Raw genomic sequence first — 16,903 nt, 5'->3', positions numbered from 1 at the left:
ATTGTTGCAAAGGCAAAATTATTCTGTCTAATAGAGCTGTTACATACTTTTTAATATCTGAGCTAGCGTTTAAAGAGTGCTACAAAACTTAAGGATATAGTTATGAATGAAGGCGATCATTTAGTTTCACCCCGGTTGGGCTACACCCATCATGGCTTATATATCGGAGACGGTATGGTTATTCACTATTCGGGTTTTTCAGAGTTTTTGGATAAAGGTAGTATTGAAATCACGACGCTTAGCGAATTCTCACAAGGACATAATGTGAGTATTAAAACTCATTTGGTTCCAGTTTATACTGCAGAAGAAAGGGTTCAGAGAGCTTACGAAAAGCTCGGAGAAGATAGTTACAACTTAGTTTTTAATAATTGTGAGCATTTTGTTAACTGGTGTTTTAATGGTTTTAAATCTAGCTCGCAAGTAAATAATGTTGTTTCAGTAGCTGGGGCAGCAGGACATGAATACATGAAAAGAAAAGCTGTAGAAACTACAGCTTCAGTAGTGGCACAGCAAGCAACTAGAATGACCGCAACCAAGACAGCGGAGGTAGCTTTAACTTCTGCAGTTGCGAAGACAGCTGTGTCTACAACAGCAGGAACTGTAGCTGGTGTAACAGCCGCTAGTACAGTAGGAGGTTCAGCTGCCACTGGTGTTGTCGCCGCTGTTGCTACTGGGTCTCTTGCCTCAGCTGCTGCGCCTGTCGCTATTGCTGTTGGTGTTGGGTACGGCGTTAAGAAAGTGTTTGATTGGCTTTGGGATTAAATAGTGACAATCATGTAACAAACTGTTCAAGAGGGATTCGCAACGCGTGGCATTTTCACTATGCGTTGGTTTTAGTGTTTTAGGTGGTATGCGGCGGCTTCGGTATTGCGTTGCTCACCCCTTAACAGGGCGTTGAGGCTGTAGAATTTCTCTTTTTTCAGCCAATACCACCTGACTTTTTGAGCACTTTCCCCGTCTACATTGGCTTAAATACTGTGCAGTGATATTGGCGCTTACGGTGGCTGTCAAAGATATACAGTGAGAAAGGTGCTGTGGTCGCTAATTTGGTGAGATTTAGAGGTGGTTCCCCCTCTAATGGATGTAATTTCGTAACTTTTCTATGTTGTGGAGCATGCTAAACATCGCCCATTGGGCGTTTACTTTTTCTCTTCCTCTTAGCGTGAACCGATTCATCTGTTTATTTACGGTAATGTTGCCGAAAACGGGTTCAACGCATCCCAGTCGCTTACTATATTGCCGCCTGCCTTCGGGACTATCAATCTTGTCTTTCATGGCTTGCATGTGGTCAAAGTCTTTGGTGTTTTTGTAGATAAAGAAGACTTGTCGGCCTTGCTGTTTACCTGGTGGCTTTCTCATGCACTGAGGTTGATGCACACAGTTTCGACAGTCATTGAGATAACCGCAAAATTGGGCACCACGCTCTCCGCTTATTACGGCATTTTTGCTGCTGAGGCGCATCATATTCCCAGCAGGACAACGGCAAGTCATAGCGTCTTGGTCAAACTCAAACATAGAAATGGGATAACAGGTTTTACCAGTTTTAGAACGTTTTTTACGTTTCTTTGCCTGCTCAGTTTGATAGGTCTCACTGCTTTGAAAGAGCGGGTTGCGACTACGGAAAGCGGTATCAGCGATGTAGCAATCGTAGGGTGTGTCAGCTAAAAACTTGAGATTGGCGTTACTGTGAAAACCGCTGTCAGCAGTGAACTTGGTTGTATGCTCGACCGAGTTTGGAAGCTTGTCCAGTTGTGCCTTTAAAGCGAGTACTGCAGGTTTGAGTGCTTGCTAAAAACTTTACCGATTTTATTCGCGCTGTTATCGAGTTTTTGCTTTTGCCTTAGAGCTTGCTCAACAACCTCGTTTGGGAGGGTATCTTGGCTTTGATGGCGTTCGATAATACGTTTACTAGCTCGTTCCAGTTTCTCTTTTTTGCGGCGTAAGTCCTCGTGAGTGCCACTCCACTCTTTGCTGGCATTGGATGAAATTTTACATCCATCAATGGCAAACATGTTACGACCGATGAGGCCTTGTTCATCGCATATCATTAGGACTTGAGTGAAGAGTGGTTCAATGGTGTCTTTCATTTTTGCGATGAAGGCAGCAATGGTGGTGAAGTGCGGTCTTACATCGCCAGACAGACACATGAAGGTAACATTGTTGATGCAGGCTCTTTCAATACGTCGACTTGATAGCATGCCAAGAGAATAGGCGTAAAAGATAATCTTGAGCATGATGGAAGGTGAGTATGCAGCTGCCCCGTTTTTGTCGTTGCAATAGTGTTCATCAAAGAGTGCTAGATCTAGGTGGTTATCGACGATATGAGATATCGCATACTCGATGGTGCCAGGGATGAGCTGCTCGTCAATGATGACAGGGACAAACATGTTTTGATTGGAGTAATCGGTTTTGAAGTTAGGCATAACTGTGTTTCGTGACGAATAATTAAGATTAGATCACAAGGAGTTAGTGCGTTCAAGTTCATATCATGGTGAAATGTCGGTAGGATCAGAATTGAGGACGGGTAAGAGAGAAATCCTACAAGCTCGTTAGTTCCCAAGAGGAAGCAATCAATCCGCAGGGAATTTTTGTTTCTGGTGTAGTACACGCATAACTCGGATGATATCACCCTCAATCCAGTAAGAGACAATCATCGAAATCTCAGGAATGATGAGCAATCGTCCGCGGATGCTATCTCGTTGTACACCCATTAAAGGTTGTTCAAGCAAGTTTTCTACTTTTGCTTCAATGAGGTTGTCTGTTTTTTCTGCAGCATCAGGGTTGAAGTCATAGAGAAACTCAAAGATCTTTTCACGATCATTAAGTGACTCTTCTTCCCATAAAATCATTGCTTACCTCGATTACGGATTCTGGCTTTGCGCTCTTCCATTCTAGACTTAGCCGTTTGGTGCTCAACGAAAACGGATTTTCCTGAGTCAAACTTCTCAAATGCTAGGTTTACTTGTTCAGTTAGCCATGCATCGTGAGATAATGTTTTTCTTTGTTGTTCAGCGAGTTGTTCAGTAAGTTCACGGCAAGCATCACTTAAAGTTCGACCTTGGCTCTCAGCCATTTGTTGAGCTAGGCGTTTTGTTTCTTCATCAACACGAAATTGAATTCTAGTGTCCATGATGTATTCCTTTGTTGGTGTGTGTACAAATGTTAGCACTAGGCTTTGAGATGGGCAACTAATAAGGCGTTCAAGAGGGATTCGCAACGCGTGGCATTTTTGCTTCTACTTCAAATTTAGTCATAATAGAACAATGCGTTAGGTGTGGTTCAATGGTGTTTTTCATTTTTGCGATGAAGGCAGCAATGGTGGTGAAGTGCGGTCTACATCGCCAGACAGACACATGAAGGTGATATTGTTGATGCAGGCTCTTTCACTACGTCGATTTGATAACATGCCAAGAGAATAGACGTAAAAGATAATCTTGAGCATGATGAAATATCGGTAGGATCAGAACTGAGAACGGGTAAGGGAGAAACCCTACAGGCTCGTTAGTTTACCAATCAAGGTTTCACCCTAAATCCAGGGTGAAACCTTGATTATATGTGGTTCTCAGGAAGCTGTGATCGACCGAGTATGGCTACAACTAAAATGAAACCATCTTCTTTTGTAAAGTAAGCGGTATGTTTGCCTACAGGGAAATATACCGCTTAGGTATATTTCATCACAACTGCGACCAACCGCTGGATTATCAGCAAGCATCTGAAAACCAGTCAGTAACGTATCTTTATAGCTTCGCCACTGCATCTCAGAGAAATTGTTAACTGTGTAGCTTTTAATTTTCCGTAAATGAGTCTGGGCTAATTTACTCAGTTTGTATTTGTTCTTTTGCATATCGGGTTATAAGGCGTTTAAAAAGTCTTCACCATCAACCACTTCACCTTGTGCTAAGTCTTGTTTTGCGGACTCGAAGCAATGTCTAAGATAATCGGCTTTCATTGCTTCTAGTTCTTCATAGTCCTTGGTAGACATTACAACTACGGCATCTTTACTGTTCTTGCTAGTCTTCACAGGCTCACGTTGGGCGCTTAGAAGTAGCTCACCAAAATTACGTTTGGCATCATTTGCTGTTAATGTATGAATGATCAATCTCCAAATCTGGAATTACAGTAAGCTTATAGCTGGTCGTATGAAATGGTCAATCTGATTAAATCGTGCGATTTGTGTGAAAGGTAAACATAAAAGGATCGTTTATGTTTAGAGTTATCTACGAGTGGCGAGTTCCACTTGATAAAATGGAAGAGTTTCAAAGTGTGTGGCGCTCTGCGACTGAGTCAATTCACGAATCGACAGAAGGTGCGCTCGGTAGCTTCATGCTTCAATCATCCGACACGCCAGAAAAGGTATTAACCATTGCAAAGTGGAGAAGCCGAGCAGATTGGGAGCTGTTTTGGGGAAACCGAAACCCAGAAAAAATGCAAAAGATGCGTGATATTGCTGAACGTGTTTCAGTGGAAGCGTTCGATGAAATTGAAGACAGAACCAAATAGCCTAACCAAAACTCACCTATTGCGTGTTCATATTTTGATGAAGGAAACCTGATGGAAATCTGGAAGTTACTGCTTTTCATTCCCGTGTGCTTTGCTCTGAATATGACGCCTGGCCCGAATAATTTGTTGTCGATGAATAATGCGCGTTGTTATGGCTTTAAGTCTGCCTTTATTGCTGGTCTTGGTCGAATTGCGGCGTTTGCGGTCATGATTGCACTTGCTGCGTCCGGATTAGCAGTCGTTCTGTATGCATCTCAAACGCTGTTTCTCACAATTAAAGTTGCAGGCGCTGCATACTTGTTGTGGATAGCGTTTAATCTCTGGCGTTCTGAAGCAAGCCCTATATCAGAAATCGATACTGTTCAAAGCCATTTAGGTTTAGCCAAACAAGAGTTTTTACTGGCCGCCGGTAACCCGAAAGCGATTCTCATCTTTACTGCATTTCTTCCACAGTTTGTCGATGTGTCGGCCAATGTAAACGAGCAGTTTTTGATTCTTGGGCTTACATTCCTAGTCTTAGAATTAGGCGCAATATCACTTTACGCCATATTCGGTATTTACCTGAGACAGTGGTTCACCAAGCCGAAAATGGCCAAACGATTTAACAAGGCATGTGCTTCCTTTTTGGCGCTGTCGGGTGCAAACCTATTAATCAGTCGTCAATAATTTATCCGTTACTCACAAGGAGTTTGAAGTGAAAAAGACATTTAAGAATGCAAGTCCTGAATCAGGCGAAATCACGGTTCAATTGGACCAAGCTAAATTGAGTTTTCATGTAGAGTCTGGTGCTGAATTCACGCTAGAATCAAGCGAAGGAGTTGAAGTGGTGTTTTCTTCGTCCAGTCAAGATGCAAACCTCGTCATAGAACCCGTGTGATTTACGTTTAACCTGTGTGATTTACGTTCAAAGAGCTAAGCCTGCTAGGAAGAAGTCCAATGAATATTAAAGAGTTTTCTAAGTTGGTGGGTTTGTCTGCTCATGCATTATGCTGCTACGAAGTCCAAATTCTCATGATTTAGGGGTGGACGTTATGTGTAAGATTTGGTTAATACCCCTTACGTAAACAAAGGCAATATTTATAATAAGTGTCTCTAATATATACATATTTGAGATATTTATGATTAAGCCTTTTTGTATTATTTCTATTGCAGCATTACTGACTGGTTGTGCTGGTTCTCCCACGTATCAACAGCCTGTACCTAAAAAATTTAGCTATCCTCCTTTAGAAAGGGAGGTCACTGTTTCTTTGGGAGAGCATCTGTTACGTCAAGGGTTAAGTAGTGAAGTAAGAGCTATCGATGTATATAACGAGGCTTCAGTTTCATTGGCTACATTAATGCCAAATAAATACATCCAAACAGGATATGTTGGAAATTCGATGGATAGGGCTATTTTTCAGCCAGAAGATAAAGGAAGCGCGTTTTCAGGCGCTTTTTCTGAGGCTATGCTAGTTGTAAATGAGAAAGCAAAACTTGCTTGTCTATATGAACCAAGTATGGGTTTGATGCTAGAGGCTACCGATTGCAGTGACCTTGATAACGTGACATCGAAAGCGCGTATTTACGATAAAACGATCTATGATTCCAGTGCCTTGCAACAAACCTTAATTTATACGGGTAAAATAGGTGATCGTATACGTTTTACCTATCGTGAATTTAGTGGCAACACGGTAAGAATGCCTTTCACAACGGATGTTGAGTACGATCTAAATGAAAGCAACGTTATAAGCTATCAAGGCGCCACTATTGAGGTATTAGAAGCAAACAACCGCAGTATTACGTATAAAGTTATCAATAATTTCAGAAATTACGACTAGTACGCATATAAAAGCATCAAGTTGTATCAGCTGTTCTACTTCTTTACGTCCTCGCTGGGCTTAGTGTTAATTGCACAGAAAGGTGGCTTCAGTGAGGTGGTTGCCTTGTTTCCCTATGCGAGGATTATCATATCTGTCATAGATCGCGTTCAATCTCTGGCATTATGAGACAAGCCCGATATCTAAATTCACGCTGGAATCAAGCGAAGGAGTTGAAGTCGCGTTTTCTTCGACTAGTCAAGATGCAAACCTCGTTATAGAACCAGTCTGATTTACGTTTAAAGAGTTAAGCCTGCTATGAAGAAGTACAAAGAGTTTTTAGGACTTCTCACTTAGTAGGCTTCTCTACTCATACGTTACCCCCCCAAAAAATCGTGATCTTGCGGCATTAATTGCTTCGAGTCATCTAGTCCCCCCTTAACTAAACGTTCATTTTGATCCTGAATTGAGTAGCGTATTTGGTTTTAAGACGACAATGTTTCTAAGATAACTAATAAATTCAAAGAAATATGTTGTAAAACAACGTGCATATATAAAACTGCTTTAAGCTATTTGTTTCATATTTATGTTATTAAGCTTTAAATGCAGTTTAAATTACGATAAGTGAGATTGAATTTACATGCACTTACTAATGCTTACACTAATTAAGTTAAAATTTTGTATCATTTTTAACTCAAGTTTTTAGTACTTATCGTTTTTACAGCCATTTATCTACTTAATTATAAAAATCTATGAATACACTCTACGAATTGACAGACGTTGAATTTGAATCGTTTTCAAATACTCTTGAATGGCATAAATTAAGAAGTGCTAGAGCGCAGAGAGAATTTGAGACTTTCGCAGTTAATTATGGTTTTTCTTTTCCTGATTCATATGAATACAAGAACCAAAATACACAAGTAAAACTAGTTTGTATAAATGGTCACATTGTTATTAAAACTCCAAACTCATTTAGAGTAAATTTTTCATGCAATGAGTGTAAGAAATTAGAAGTATATAAGAATATAGATCGCGAAGTCAGAGTTGTTAAAAATTCAGTAAGAAAATCAGATCTTATTAAAAAGTATTCAGGTAAAGAAGCAACACTTAAAAATTTAATATCAAGAAAAGGAGGTATGATACTGAAAATAAGTCCAGGTGATAAATAAAAACTCTAATCATTAGTTTTAATTTATTATAGATATTGTATAACGGATTAATAAAAATAAAAACGGAAAGAAAGTAATATTAAAATGTATAATGATTTGGTAGAGGGAACTATATGAGCAATGATTTGAGGGGAGAGGTAAAAGAAATATTTGCTTTCGTCTATGAACACAGTGATGGAAATGAAAGTGTGATATCCATTAGGCGTTTCAATGTTGAGCATCCTTTGTTGGGAACTAGTATAGATTGGGTTAAAAACTTAGCACCTGTTGCGCTTGAAGTTGAAAGGATTCAGGGGATTAAAGCCAAGTTAGTTAAGTTTGACGCTAGAACAGAGCTAGATATAAAGGACTATTTATAACTCTTTTCTAAGGTATCTCTTAATTACAAGTTATCTAATCACAAGGCAAGATCTGCTTAAGATAACTAACAACATTGCATTTTAAAATATACATCAATAGTTCAAGTGCTTACATGCAATTACCTTTATTTACTTATTGGATAGATTATCCTAAATGTATAGATGATAAAATATATAAAAACGAACATAAGATCAAATATGAAAAGTATAGCCTTATTATTTTCTGTAGCTCTTTGTGGTAGCGCCGTTATTGGTAGTATTTATAAAGATGAGTTTTACCAAATCTATCTAAATGCAATGGTTAAAAAAAATCTAATTGTTGAAAGTGGTCAAGTTTCTTTTTGTGGGTCTAAGAAATTTGAATATGAAAGTGTCGATCAATTAATTGAGCGTACTGAAAAACTATTAATAAAAATAGAACAGCAAGACATTAACAAATATGACCTAATAGATAGGCTTGAAAAATTGAGTGGTAAGTTGACAAAAAAGGATGAACTTATTCTAATTGAACAGGCGAAACATAGGTATCGTTTTGCTGAGTGCGTAACTGGTGAAGATTACAACCAAGAACTAAGAAAATACAAGCTTTCACTTAAAGAGTACATTAAATAGCAAAAGCATTAACTTTAAATTAAAACAAATCGTGCTATAAAAATAACATTGTAAAATAAGAAGCTATAGTTTCTTATGAATATCATAGTAGATGAGTGAATTATTAACAACACAACATAATGAGATATTAATATAATGAAGAAAAATGAAACAGAGAAAAAGTCTAACTGGCCGTTTTGGAATTTTGGAGAGCTAGAAGATAGAAAAGAAACTTGTACATCAATAAAGAAAAATTGGACTTATGGGATTGCCAGAAAAATCAATTTCGGTAGAGGCTACTAATAGTAGGTCTAGTTGGCTATTCTGGGACTAAAATAAAATTTGTTTGATGTGTTTACATTATCTATGTCTGATGGGTTGGAGTATAAATAATAAGATTAAGGTCAATATAGTGCTCATGGATGAGTGCTTGTAATTAATATATGGTGCAATCGTTGTTGTAAATTTAACGAAAGGCGATAAAAGGGTAGAACTCAGTAGGCCGTCTTTCTTTTGAGGGTTATATGTTAAAAGATCTAATTCGTCCGTATCAAGGTAAGATCAAAACTAGATATCATGTAATAGTTTTTCTCTGTGGCATCGGTCAGTTTGTAGGTTTTGGTGGCGCTATTCTTTGTGCCTTTGTGTTCCTTAAACTGTGGTTATTGTTACCACTTCTAATTCTTGGAGGAATATGTTACTCCGTAGATCATTGGTTTAATACTGTTTACGGTATCGGATCAGAAACAGAAATCTCATATGATGACAACACTTGAAAAATTCATAGTGACTCTATCTCACGTAGTGGAGCTAGATACACTCTAGTTCCCGTGAGGATTTAATATAAATTATAAATAATTTCAGTTAGTTAGAGTGAAAAGTCACTAAAACATCTATAGAGCGTCAAAAACCTAACACGGTATTATGACGCTCTTTTTGATTCTGGTTCAATGAATATATAGACTTACAAAATGCTTACATTAGTTTCATAACATGCACATATAATTCAGTTGCTTTCTATAAAGGGAACTGACAATGAGGCTTAAAATTTTATCACTTACTTTGATTTCTACCTGCACAATCGCGTCAGAAATAGAAGAACTTTCCAATATTTCTACAGAACAAAGTGAAACTATCTTAGTAACATCAAAATTTCACGGATATAAATTAGATGATAATAGCAAGTTTAGATATGTGAATAGCGTTGATTTAAATGGGCTAGACTGGGCTTTTTGGTACGGTGAAAACCGTTCTCACTCAAAGCCGAACTCTAATTTAATCAGTGATGTTAAAACGTTCGGTGAGTTTAAATTTCATCATCAAAAGCCTGCTAGCGGAAATGAGTATTTTTGGAGCAATGGTAGCTACAGAGATTTTCTGGACCAATCAAATCATGCAATCAGCGTTAAGCCTGGAGGTGGTTTTGAGTTCATCGTAAAACCCGGCAAGACTGGAAAATTCAAGCTAGATCTATATACACATAACTGGCTTGCTATGTCAGAGTTCACCGCATGTTTAAAAAATGATTGTGTGACAATTACAAACTATTACCCATCACATATATCAACGACAAAGAACAGCGTTGAGTTCTCAACTGAGACGGTAACAGACGAGTTAACAATTACATATAGAGCGAAAAACGATCAATTTAGCTGGAAAAATGACGATCCATATCATGCGCTTGAAGCAATCAACTTAAGTGAGGTGAACTAATGAAAAAGCTTTTAATTGCAACGGCGGTCTTAGCCTCACTTTCTGTAAACGCTGGTTTGACGAGATTTGATCGTTCAGTTCAACAGCACAAAGAATTTGCATTACAATCAAAGTTTGATTTTGCGTGCCACATGAATGCAGGTTCAGCAACGCTAATTGATCCGTTTTGGGTAGTCACTGCAAGCCATGTAAGCGGCTCTAAGTCTGATGGATATCAAAACACGGTTACTTGTTATTCATATGAGAAAGATGAAAATGGTGTTTATCAGCAGATAAAGCGGAAGGTAGCCAGCACGGAACCGGCTGGTCAATTTGGAGAATACAATTTCCCATATAAAAATGATCGCGGTTTTGGTGATTTCGCTCTTGTTCGACTAGATACGCCAATCACAGATATTAAGCCAGCAAAGCTGCCTAAAGAGGGGATGTTTGATTACTCGAAAGTTTACGAGGTTAATCAAATCGGTTACGGCAATTACAACCACAGAAACGGTGGAACTAAACAGGTGATGCACAGTGAATATGAGGACCGTTGGCTTGCTGAATATTCATATGATTTCAATACATTAGAAAAGACTAACTTAAATTGGCTTTCAATTCATGGTGATTCAGGTTCGGGTATCACGATTGAAAGAGACGGTGAACTATACTTAATCGGTGAGATTGGTTTGCAGTATGGTACTAGTGAAATCGGTGGCTGGACTGACACATTTGATGATGTGATAGCGCGCCTACCATTCATTCACAAGACAATGAAAGAGCATGGCTTTAGCTATGTAGAGCCAATTGATTTTGATTTGGTTAAATGGACGCCGGAAACACAAAACGATATTGATAACTTACATGCGTTTTATTCTTACTGGCGCGCTGGCAACGTCGATTTCAACGAAACAAAATGGCTAAGTGACGGAAGCATTCAAAGTGTATTTTATGCTGTAGAGGGCGACAGCTATACAATTGAAACAGTAATAGAAAGAGGACAAAAGCCTTTTGATGTGTTTATCGATGGCCGCCAGGTTGCGCACAATATAGATGCAACGGATCAAGATTTAAAACTTACTTTAAACCAATTTAAAGCTAAAGGCGACTTAGTGAAAGTAGAGTTTAGATTGATTGAGCCGAGTGAAAATTTAACTATAGACCATTTTTTGGTTAAAACGGTGGAACAGTAATATATTGATGTTAGCCCTAGCCTTATGGCCGGGGCTTTTTATTATAAGTTGAATAACTTTTTTTGATTACATCCCGTACATTGTAAGCGTATTGATGCAGTGTTAAAAAAACGCTGTAGTCTAGTTCTTCTAATTCTTTTGAATATTGTTACTTTCTCGCAACGAGAACAACTTTTTAATTGAGGCATGATAATATTTATAGTTTTAATGAACGAGCAATCACTGTCAAATGATTCCAATAGTAAGAAAACCTAGGTAATACAAACAAATAGGGATAATGATGTCCAATCATTATTTATAGTCTATCGGTTTCTTCAATTGGTTAGTGCGCCCCTCTCGTAAGTCTAAAGCATAATAGTTGAGTAGGGACGCGTAATCACTAGAAGTGATATTGCATTATTTGAGTTGGCATATTGTTGCGTCGTTTTTTACAACTTTTCGCGTCAAGCAATGATGTCAGCTCTTTGTATTTTTGGGTATTCTTCACCGCGTTAAGTAATACTAGGTTCTGCGACCTGTAAGCGGATAGTAGAGCTTGTTCATATTCAACATTGTTATCACCATCATGATAATAAGCTGCGACAATGCAAGCTCGAACATTCGAATCACTTACATTTAGTTCTAGCAAACGTGCAAGCGCTAAAAGAGTATCTAATGTCATTACCAACCTACCGCCACACCTGCACCTACAATCGGCTGCCAATTGTTAGCATTACCAGCAATCGAAGCTTTAATAGTAACGTTTTCTGTCACGTTGTAGTTGCCACCAACTGAAACAGCGGACTCTGAATTGTAATAACCAACGCCAGCACCCATTGAGAAATCAGTACCAGTAACTAGAGGAATGTTGTTCATCGCAGCAATTGCAGCAAATGCTTGGTTAGTTTGTGTTGCTTGGCGCTCAAAGTCACTACGTAAATCTGCGATATCAGCGCTGTTTTTAGCGATTGCCTTATCTTGAGTTTGATTCTTTTGAACGTGGTAAGCCGAATGTTGATTAATTAGGTTATGGTTATTGTTCACTGAATCAACAATGTTACCCTTTGATAGTTTAGCAAGTTTAGTTTGAATCTGTTCATCGGTTTGTTTATCACCCACTAGTGCATGAGACATTTGATCTAAGTCTTCGCGGTTCTCTGTAACCTGGCTTTCAACTTGAGTGATAGCAATCGTGTTTCTTGTTGATGATACGGCAATGTTTTGAATCTCAGTATTATGTGCTTGAACTTTTGTATCAATATTAAAAGCATTAGAACGTAATTCAGCCATACTATCGTTGTGGTAGCTCTCTAGTTTAGTGATACGTTGATCGTGTTTCTTTAGCTTGGTTTTGTTGTTTGCAGCTGCAAGGCGGTTATCTCCGATCTCTAGATACTGTTTTGCGTCGTGCTTTGAGTTAACTTTGAAATCAACAGATTTAATAACTTCATCTTTCTTTACGTAGTTCTTGTAAACATATTCCCCAACTTTATTAAGTTTTGTGTTGGTTGCATCAATCTGTTTTTGCTGGTTAGTGTTAATTTCAGTGTTTCGGTTGGCTTTGTATAGGGACTCATTTGCTTTGCTGTCAGCAGTAGTTGCAATGATGTTGTTATTATCAGCTTTGATAATTGCCTCACTTGCTAAATTGATAGCATGGTCAGAACGTTTGTAGGCTGACACAGCTGTTTTCGAAAGATCAATAAGGCTTTGGCGGTTACTTGACGTTGCTTTTAAGTTCGCGTGGATTCTTAGATCTTGCTGTTGGTTTTGGTCGTGAACTTGGCTTACAACAGACGCAATTGCTTTCTTGTTTTTCAGCGCGATACCGCCAACATGATCTACGTTATTTTTGACCCCACTAATACGCTTGTCATTTTCTAGTGTCTTAGTTTGAGCCGCTATAGCTGTATTAGTTGCATATTCAATTCGTTTGTTGGTTTCGAAGTCTACGGCAGCAAGTGAAGATGTTGAGATGGATGTGATTGCTAGGGATAGAATAGTTTTTCTCATTTGTTGTGATACTCTGTTAATTAAATATGCCAAATAATAGACATGACAAAAAAATGTCACCTTATTGGCGGAGTGGGAGTATAAGTACATTCTCATCGTAAACAACTCTATATTTGTAAGCGTAATTTTGCTTTGTAAGCATAGATTAAGTGAATTTATGTTGAGGTAAGGTTGCCGACTGTAGACCCCTATAAAGCTATATTTTTTGATGCTTAATTTTTTGAAAAGTATTGATGATTAGATTTAACTTAGCGGGAATTAGCAATTAAATTGTCGAAACAGTCATGGATAACTTAGGGGGCCAAGATTTTTGGGATAGTTGATATGCTAATATTTGTGAAAAAGACAAGTATAGGTTTATGTACTAGCTTTGATATAGGGCAGACTTAGATGTTCTTATTTTCTACTACATAAGAGACGTTATTTTTTAATCGTAAATCAGAAGATACTAAGCCCTGGTTAATCAGGGCTTGGTTTTTATAATCTAGCCAATTCTTTAGCTTTGTATTTAATCTCGCTAGCGTTCGGTGTTGTGGCGTAAACGTTGAGCAGTTCGAGATCATAATCAAAACTATCACCTAGTAATTCAGTGGCTGCTTGATACGGCGAAACACCACTCTCTAGCTTCTTCAAATCATATCCAGCTTGATTAAGCAACCAGATCGCAGCTGCGCCTGTTTCGTAAAAAATTCCAAACCCAAATTGCTCTTTTACCTCTTTAGCTGTTTTATATTCATTCTCTAAAAACCAGCTGTATACAAATGTTGAGTCTTTTGCATGAGCAAACATTTTTCTGATAGCCACTGTTTCAACATACTTTGCTGATCCTTCGGTCAGTTCTTGCCATAGCCCCATATTCTCAACAAGTTTCTTCTCACTTGTATCAATTTCAATCTGCTTTTTTGTAAGTGCAACATATTTTTTCAATAAACTTGTCGCCTCGCTCTTAGTTATGCTTTTGGGAAGTCCTTTGAAAGTTTGCAAGGTCAACAGCTTTAACTCTATTAATTCAGCATTTACTGGGTAGCCATCTAAGACCTGAACAAATGAGCTAGGGAGATTGAAGTTTTTCATCTGGTACTTGTGAAAATTCTCATGAATGTTAAGTGAAATGTTCCTATCTATCGTCTTATGTCCGTGATCAACGTTGTTCGGACTCATTTCCAGTTTGTGATACTTTTGCGCGTAATAAACACCTTTTTCAAATTTGTAGTCAAAATCAAACATTCCATTCAGTTTATTGATCTTGTCATTGGCTAGATGCATGTTCACATCATTGCGATAAGTATCTAATCCGGATGATTCGTTTTGCCCTAATTTCTGAAATGATTTGTCAGGTTCAACAGGGTTAAACAAAAATACTTTTAATGGATCTTTGTTATTTACATCATCCATTCTAAGCATATAAATCGGTGCTGATTTGTACCAGTTGCCATAGTCAAACCATATCTTTTCATCAGAAAGAGTTTTACTCGCCTTGGCTATCTGGCTGATCATTTCTCTATCATACTTGTCGGTTAGAGTGGTTTCGGTAGTGTCCGGTGTTACAGGTTTTATTGTGTTGTTAGCACTTGATCCCGCATTACAACCAGAGAGAGCCAAACCAATTAAAAAGGCTAATTTTGTTTTCACTTCAAGAATCTCGTTTATCCAAATACAACAATGAGACAGAAGTTAATTCAATTTGTTGCATTAAGAACTAGATGCTTACAAAGCGTTACGTTCATTACAAATCAAACAGTTATTATGATTAGAATCAAAGAGAGGAAGAATTATGAAGATAAAGGTTAGTATTGCATTACTCACTCTAACCACATTGTTTGGTTGTGTTAACGGTGAGGACTTCAATTTTCTTGAGGTAGGAAAAACAACGCCTATTGAGGTAAGTGGTGAGTTTGGAGAGCCTGATATAGTTACCAGCATCCCTAGCTAGACACTTAACCGCATTAAAATAGTCCCCAAAGAGCTATGTTTAATCGCATGGCACAATACCGATTTTGTAGTCACGCTCTTTACGAGCGCCAGAGTACCAAATAAAGCAGGATTCTTTTTTGAGCTTGTTTAACGCGGGTTCTCCATTCAAGATGACATTATCTTTGAATGAAAAAGTGCCTACAACATTAGTTCCGGTAACTCCATCAGATTGCCACTCATTTGCGTGATAACCAGAAAAAACGATTTCTTGATCTTGACCAACTGAGGGCAGCAGGCTGCTTAGCGTTGTTGCGCTTGCACTTGGCGTACCATAAATAAAGTAGCAATCGTGGCCACAAATGTCTTTGAATGGGTTGTAATCAGGTTCATCGCCAAAATAGCCGCCACCAGTTAAAAGGGCGTCATTCTCCTCGTTTTCTCCCTCAAGACCAACCACTGCAAGCTTTCCGTATACAATTGCAATTTGAGACTCAATGTCACCTTTGATACCACTTAAAACGGCGTTTCTTGCATCAGTGGTTACATTTAAAAACCTTGTAGCTGAAACAGCGCTTAGAACGACAATTAGTACAATAATGACTATTAACTCAATGAGCGTAAACCCTTTACTCATAGTTTAACCCCAGTTAATCAGATAGTTACATATTAACTAAAAGTTAAATTTTTTTGTGTCATCAAATGTAAGCTAATCTATTTGTCACGGAAGGGGCGTGGAAATACAGTGAGCATTGCAAAAAGGAGTTAGTCTATACAATAAACCACTTAAATGGGCTTACAATTCCTTTGAATTCATTTTCGGTTCATTCGACTGATCGTGAATTCCGTATACGGTGAGAGTGCTTTCCATGCAAACAAAAAGCGAACTCGAAAGTTCGCCTTTTTTCTAGTTTTCAATCACAGTTCGTAATTCTGGGTCGGAGAATATCTCTTCAAAACGAGCTTTGTAGATTAACATCATCTCATTCATGATAGCTCCGCTATCGGGAATATCGTTTTCGCCGGAGTAATTCTTCGTGATTGTTTGGGTGCCAGTGCGGTCGGTGACAGTCACATTTACATCATACCAAGATGAATCTGCAAAGGCGTGAAAGTCATATTTCCACTCTTTCAGCACGACAATAATAGACGGTTTACCGTCAGCTTTAAGTTTGGACATCAGGTTTGAAAACTGCATAGCCGTATCTGTTCTATGTTGTTCAACATCAATGCCTTTTTGCTTTATTCCCGACTCTAAGCGGTTACCTAAATAAGTTGCCATAGGCTCTTTAGTTATCGTGGTATGGCTATATGGAATGCCTAGGCCAGATCGAATAATGCCTTCAAAATCGGGTGTTTTGTCACCATCTAAAACATATGGGCGCTGGTCTAGAACAGCGATAGATACGGCATCTACACTCTGATTGATATTGACATTCGGAGCTGACTCTTCAACGGTTAGCGGACTAACACATCCCATTAAGTAGAAACTACATATCGTCACTAGTAGCAGTTTTAAATTATTTAGCATTAAGTTTCCTCTGTTCTACATAGATCCGGTTATTCAATGAGTTATAACCTTTGATTTAGTTACCAATATGCTACGGTAATCATTCATAAATAGTCACAAAATTGTTATATGTTGCATATGTTACATGTGGCAATGTGATTTGTTTACTATTGCGTGTTGATTTTGTGTC

At 38.3% G+C, this 16,903-nt stretch carries 18 protein-coding genes and 3 pseudogenes; 10 read left to right on the top strand and 11 right to left on the bottom strand.

The features are described 5' to 3' along the window. Positions 1-102: 102 nt before the first annotated feature. Positions 103-762 (top strand): lecithin retinol acyltransferase family protein, encoded by a 660-nt coding sequence (locus AC6I7V_RS15185; protein WP_017633721.1) that lies wholly within the window; start codon positions 103-105, stop codon positions 760-762. A 312-nt stretch (positions 763-1,074) separates the two neighbouring features. On the opposite strand, the pseudogene AC6I7V_RS15180 reads toward AC6I7V_RS15185, so the two are convergent. From AC6I7V_RS15180 to AC6I7V_RS15155, 6 genes and pseudogenes are all read right to left on the bottom strand, one after another. Then, positions 1,075-2,423: pseudogene (locus AC6I7V_RS15180) on the bottom strand (transposase). A 147-nt stretch (positions 2,424-2,570) separates the two neighbouring features. After that, on the bottom strand, positions 2,571-2,849 hold the full coding sequence (locus tag AC6I7V_RS15175; RefSeq protein WP_498012158.1) for a type II toxin-antitoxin system RelE/ParE family toxin: 279 nt from the start codon (positions 2,847-2,849) through the stop codon (positions 2,571-2,573). Further along, positions 2,846-3,130 carry a type II toxin-antitoxin system TacA family antitoxin gene (locus tag AC6I7V_RS15170; RefSeq protein ID WP_005398409.1) on the bottom strand — a complete coding sequence of 95 codons (285 nt, stop codon included), beginning with the start codon at positions 3,128-3,130 and terminating at the stop codon, positions 2,846-2,848. The genes AC6I7V_RS15175 and AC6I7V_RS15170 overlap by 4 nt, the downstream gene beginning before the upstream one ends. Positions 3,131-3,266: 136 nt before the next feature. Then, positions 3,267-3,460: pseudogene (locus tag AC6I7V_RS15165) on the bottom strand (transposase); the annotation flags it as partial. Between the two features lie 89 nt (positions 3,461-3,549). Further along, a pseudogene (locus tag AC6I7V_RS15160) lies at positions 3,550-3,844 on the bottom strand (type II toxin-antitoxin system RelE/ParE family toxin). 6 nt (positions 3,845-3,850) lie between these two features. Then, positions 3,851-4,093 carry a type II toxin-antitoxin system Phd/YefM family antitoxin gene (locus AC6I7V_RS15155; protein ID WP_498012391.1) on the bottom strand — a complete coding sequence of 81 codons (243 nt, stop codon included), beginning with the start codon at positions 4,091-4,093 and terminating at the stop codon, positions 3,851-3,853. A gap of 110 nt (positions 4,094-4,203) precedes the next feature. On the opposite strand from AC6I7V_RS15155, the gene AC6I7V_RS15150 reads away from it, so the two are divergent. From AC6I7V_RS15150 to AC6I7V_RS15110, 9 genes are all read left to right on the top strand, one after another. After that, the gene (locus AC6I7V_RS15150; protein ID WP_498012157.1) at positions 4,204-4,500 is read left to right on the top strand and encodes an antibiotic biosynthesis monooxygenase family protein; all 297 of its coding nucleotides are present in this window, start codon (positions 4,204-4,206) and stop codon (positions 4,498-4,500) included. A gap of 51 nt (positions 4,501-4,551) precedes the next feature. Next, positions 4,552-5,166, top strand: coding sequence for a LysE family translocator (locus AC6I7V_RS15145; RefSeq protein WP_498012156.1), 615 nt, complete (start codon positions 4,552-4,554; stop codon positions 5,164-5,166). A gap of 28 nt (positions 5,167-5,194) precedes the next feature. Next, the gene (locus AC6I7V_RS15140; protein WP_255232618.1) at positions 5,195-5,377 is read left to right on the top strand and encodes a hypothetical protein; all 183 of its coding nucleotides are present in this window, start codon (positions 5,195-5,197) and stop codon (positions 5,375-5,377) included. Between the two features lie 241 nt (positions 5,378-5,618). Next, complete coding sequence (locus AC6I7V_RS15135) at positions 5,619-6,317, top strand: hypothetical protein (protein ID WP_255232619.1); 699 nt, start codon at positions 5,619-5,621, stop codon at positions 6,315-6,317. A 731-nt stretch (positions 6,318-7,048) separates the two neighbouring features. Then, complete coding sequence (locus AC6I7V_RS15130) at positions 7,049-7,465, top strand: hypothetical protein (RefSeq protein WP_498012155.1); 417 nt, start codon at positions 7,049-7,051, stop codon at positions 7,463-7,465. Positions 7,466-7,578: 113 nt separating this feature from the next. Continuing rightward, entirely contained in the window at positions 7,579-7,824 is a 246-nt protein-coding gene (locus AC6I7V_RS15125; protein WP_498012154.1) for a hypothetical protein, read from the top strand. Positions 7,825-8,022: 198 nt separating this feature from the next. Then, positions 8,023-8,436, top strand: a complete 414-nt coding sequence (locus AC6I7V_RS15120) for a hypothetical protein (protein WP_498012153.1) — start codon at positions 8,023-8,025, stop codon at positions 8,434-8,436. Between the two features lie 1,014 nt (positions 8,437-9,450). After that, on the top strand, positions 9,451-10,128 hold the full coding sequence (locus AC6I7V_RS15115; protein WP_498012152.1) for a hypothetical protein: 678 nt from the start codon (positions 9,451-9,453) through the stop codon (positions 10,126-10,128). Next, the gene (locus AC6I7V_RS15110; protein ID WP_498012151.1) at positions 10,128-11,300 is read left to right on the top strand and encodes a trypsin-like serine peptidase; all 1,173 of its coding nucleotides are present in this window, start codon (positions 10,128-10,130) and stop codon (positions 11,298-11,300) included. Before AC6I7V_RS15115 ends, AC6I7V_RS15110 begins: the two co-directional genes overlap by 1 nt. A gap of 379 nt (positions 11,301-11,679) precedes the next feature. On the opposite strand, the gene AC6I7V_RS15105 is transcribed toward AC6I7V_RS15110, so the two are convergent. The 5 genes from AC6I7V_RS15105 to AC6I7V_RS15085 form a co-directional block, all read right to left on the bottom strand. After that, positions 11,680-11,961, bottom strand: a complete 282-nt coding sequence (locus AC6I7V_RS15105; protein ID WP_255232624.1) for a hypothetical protein — start codon at positions 11,959-11,961, stop codon at positions 11,680-11,682. Then, positions 11,961-13,292 (bottom strand): YadA C-terminal domain-containing protein, encoded by a 1,332-nt coding sequence (locus AC6I7V_RS15100; RefSeq protein WP_498012150.1) that lies wholly within the window; start codon positions 13,290-13,292, stop codon positions 11,961-11,963. The genes AC6I7V_RS15105 and AC6I7V_RS15100 overlap by 1 nt, the downstream gene beginning before the upstream one ends. A gap of 477 nt (positions 13,293-13,769) precedes the next feature. Then, positions 13,770-14,924, bottom strand: coding sequence for a hypothetical protein (locus AC6I7V_RS15095; protein ID WP_498012149.1), 1,155 nt, complete (start codon positions 14,922-14,924; stop codon positions 13,770-13,772). Between the two features lie 340 nt (positions 14,925-15,264). Further along, positions 15,265-15,840 (bottom strand): hypothetical protein, encoded by a 576-nt coding sequence (locus AC6I7V_RS15090; protein ID WP_498012148.1) that lies wholly within the window; start codon positions 15,838-15,840, stop codon positions 15,265-15,267. A gap of 270 nt (positions 15,841-16,110) precedes the next feature. Beyond that, positions 16,111-16,734, bottom strand: coding sequence for a YajG family lipoprotein (locus tag AC6I7V_RS15085; protein ID WP_498012147.1), 624 nt, complete (start codon positions 16,732-16,734; stop codon positions 16,111-16,113). Positions 16,735-16,903 lie beyond the last annotated feature (169 nt).

Source organism: Vibrio sp. KUL70, from assembly GCF_059725515.1.
The sequence above is the reverse complement of the archived record's forward strand: the minus strand, read 5'-3'. Positions and strand labels throughout refer to the sequence as shown.

Bases quoted from the DNA above. Each gene is read 5' to 3' on its own strand.
- AC6I7V_RS15105 (WP_255232624.1), bottom strand. From the start codon at position 11,961: ATGACATTAGATACTCTTTTAGCGCTTGCACGTTTGCTAGAACTAAAT.
- AC6I7V_RS15185 (WP_017633721.1), top strand. From the start codon at position 103: ATGAATGAAGGCGATCATTTAGTTTCACCCCGGTTGGGCTACACCCAT.
- AC6I7V_RS15120 (WP_498012153.1), top strand. From the start codon at position 8,023: ATGAAAAGTATAGCCTTATTATTTTCTGTAGCTCTTTGTGGTAGCGCC.
- AC6I7V_RS15100 (WP_498012150.1), bottom strand. From the start codon at position 13,292: ATGAGAAAAACTATTCTATCCCTAGCAATCACATCCATCTCAACATCT.
- AC6I7V_RS15135 (WP_255232619.1), top strand. From the start codon at position 5,619: ATGATTAAGCCTTTTTGTATTATTTCTATTGCAGCATTACTGACTGGT.
- AC6I7V_RS15175 (WP_498012158.1), bottom strand. From the start codon at position 2,849: ATGATTTTATGGGAAGAAGAGTCACTTAATGATCGTGAAAAGATCTTT.
- AC6I7V_RS15130 (WP_498012155.1), top strand. From the start codon at position 7,049: ATGAATACACTCTACGAATTGACAGACGTTGAATTTGAATCGTTTTCA.
- AC6I7V_RS15085 (WP_498012147.1), bottom strand. From the start codon at position 16,734: ATGCTAAATAATTTAAAACTGCTACTAGTGACGATATGTAGTTTCTAC.
- AC6I7V_RS15090 (WP_498012148.1), bottom strand. From the start codon at position 15,840: ATGAGTAAAGGGTTTACGCTCATTGAGTTAATAGTCATTATTGTACTA.
- AC6I7V_RS15145 (WP_498012156.1), top strand. From the start codon at position 4,552: ATGGAAATCTGGAAGTTACTGCTTTTCATTCCCGTGTGCTTTGCTCTG.
- AC6I7V_RS15115 (WP_498012152.1), top strand. From the start codon at position 9,451: ATGAGGCTTAAAATTTTATCACTTACTTTGATTTCTACCTGCACAATC.
- AC6I7V_RS15110 (WP_498012151.1), top strand. From the start codon at position 10,128: ATGAAAAAGCTTTTAATTGCAACGGCGGTCTTAGCCTCACTTTCTGTA.
- AC6I7V_RS15125 (WP_498012154.1), top strand. From the start codon at position 7,579: ATGAGCAATGATTTGAGGGGAGAGGTAAAAGAAATATTTGCTTTCGTC.
- AC6I7V_RS15170 (WP_005398409.1), bottom strand. From the start codon at position 3,130: ATGGACACTAGAATTCAATTTCGTGTTGATGAAGAAACAAAACGCCTA.
- AC6I7V_RS15150 (WP_498012157.1), top strand. From the start codon at position 4,204: ATGTTTAGAGTTATCTACGAGTGGCGAGTTCCACTTGATAAAATGGAA.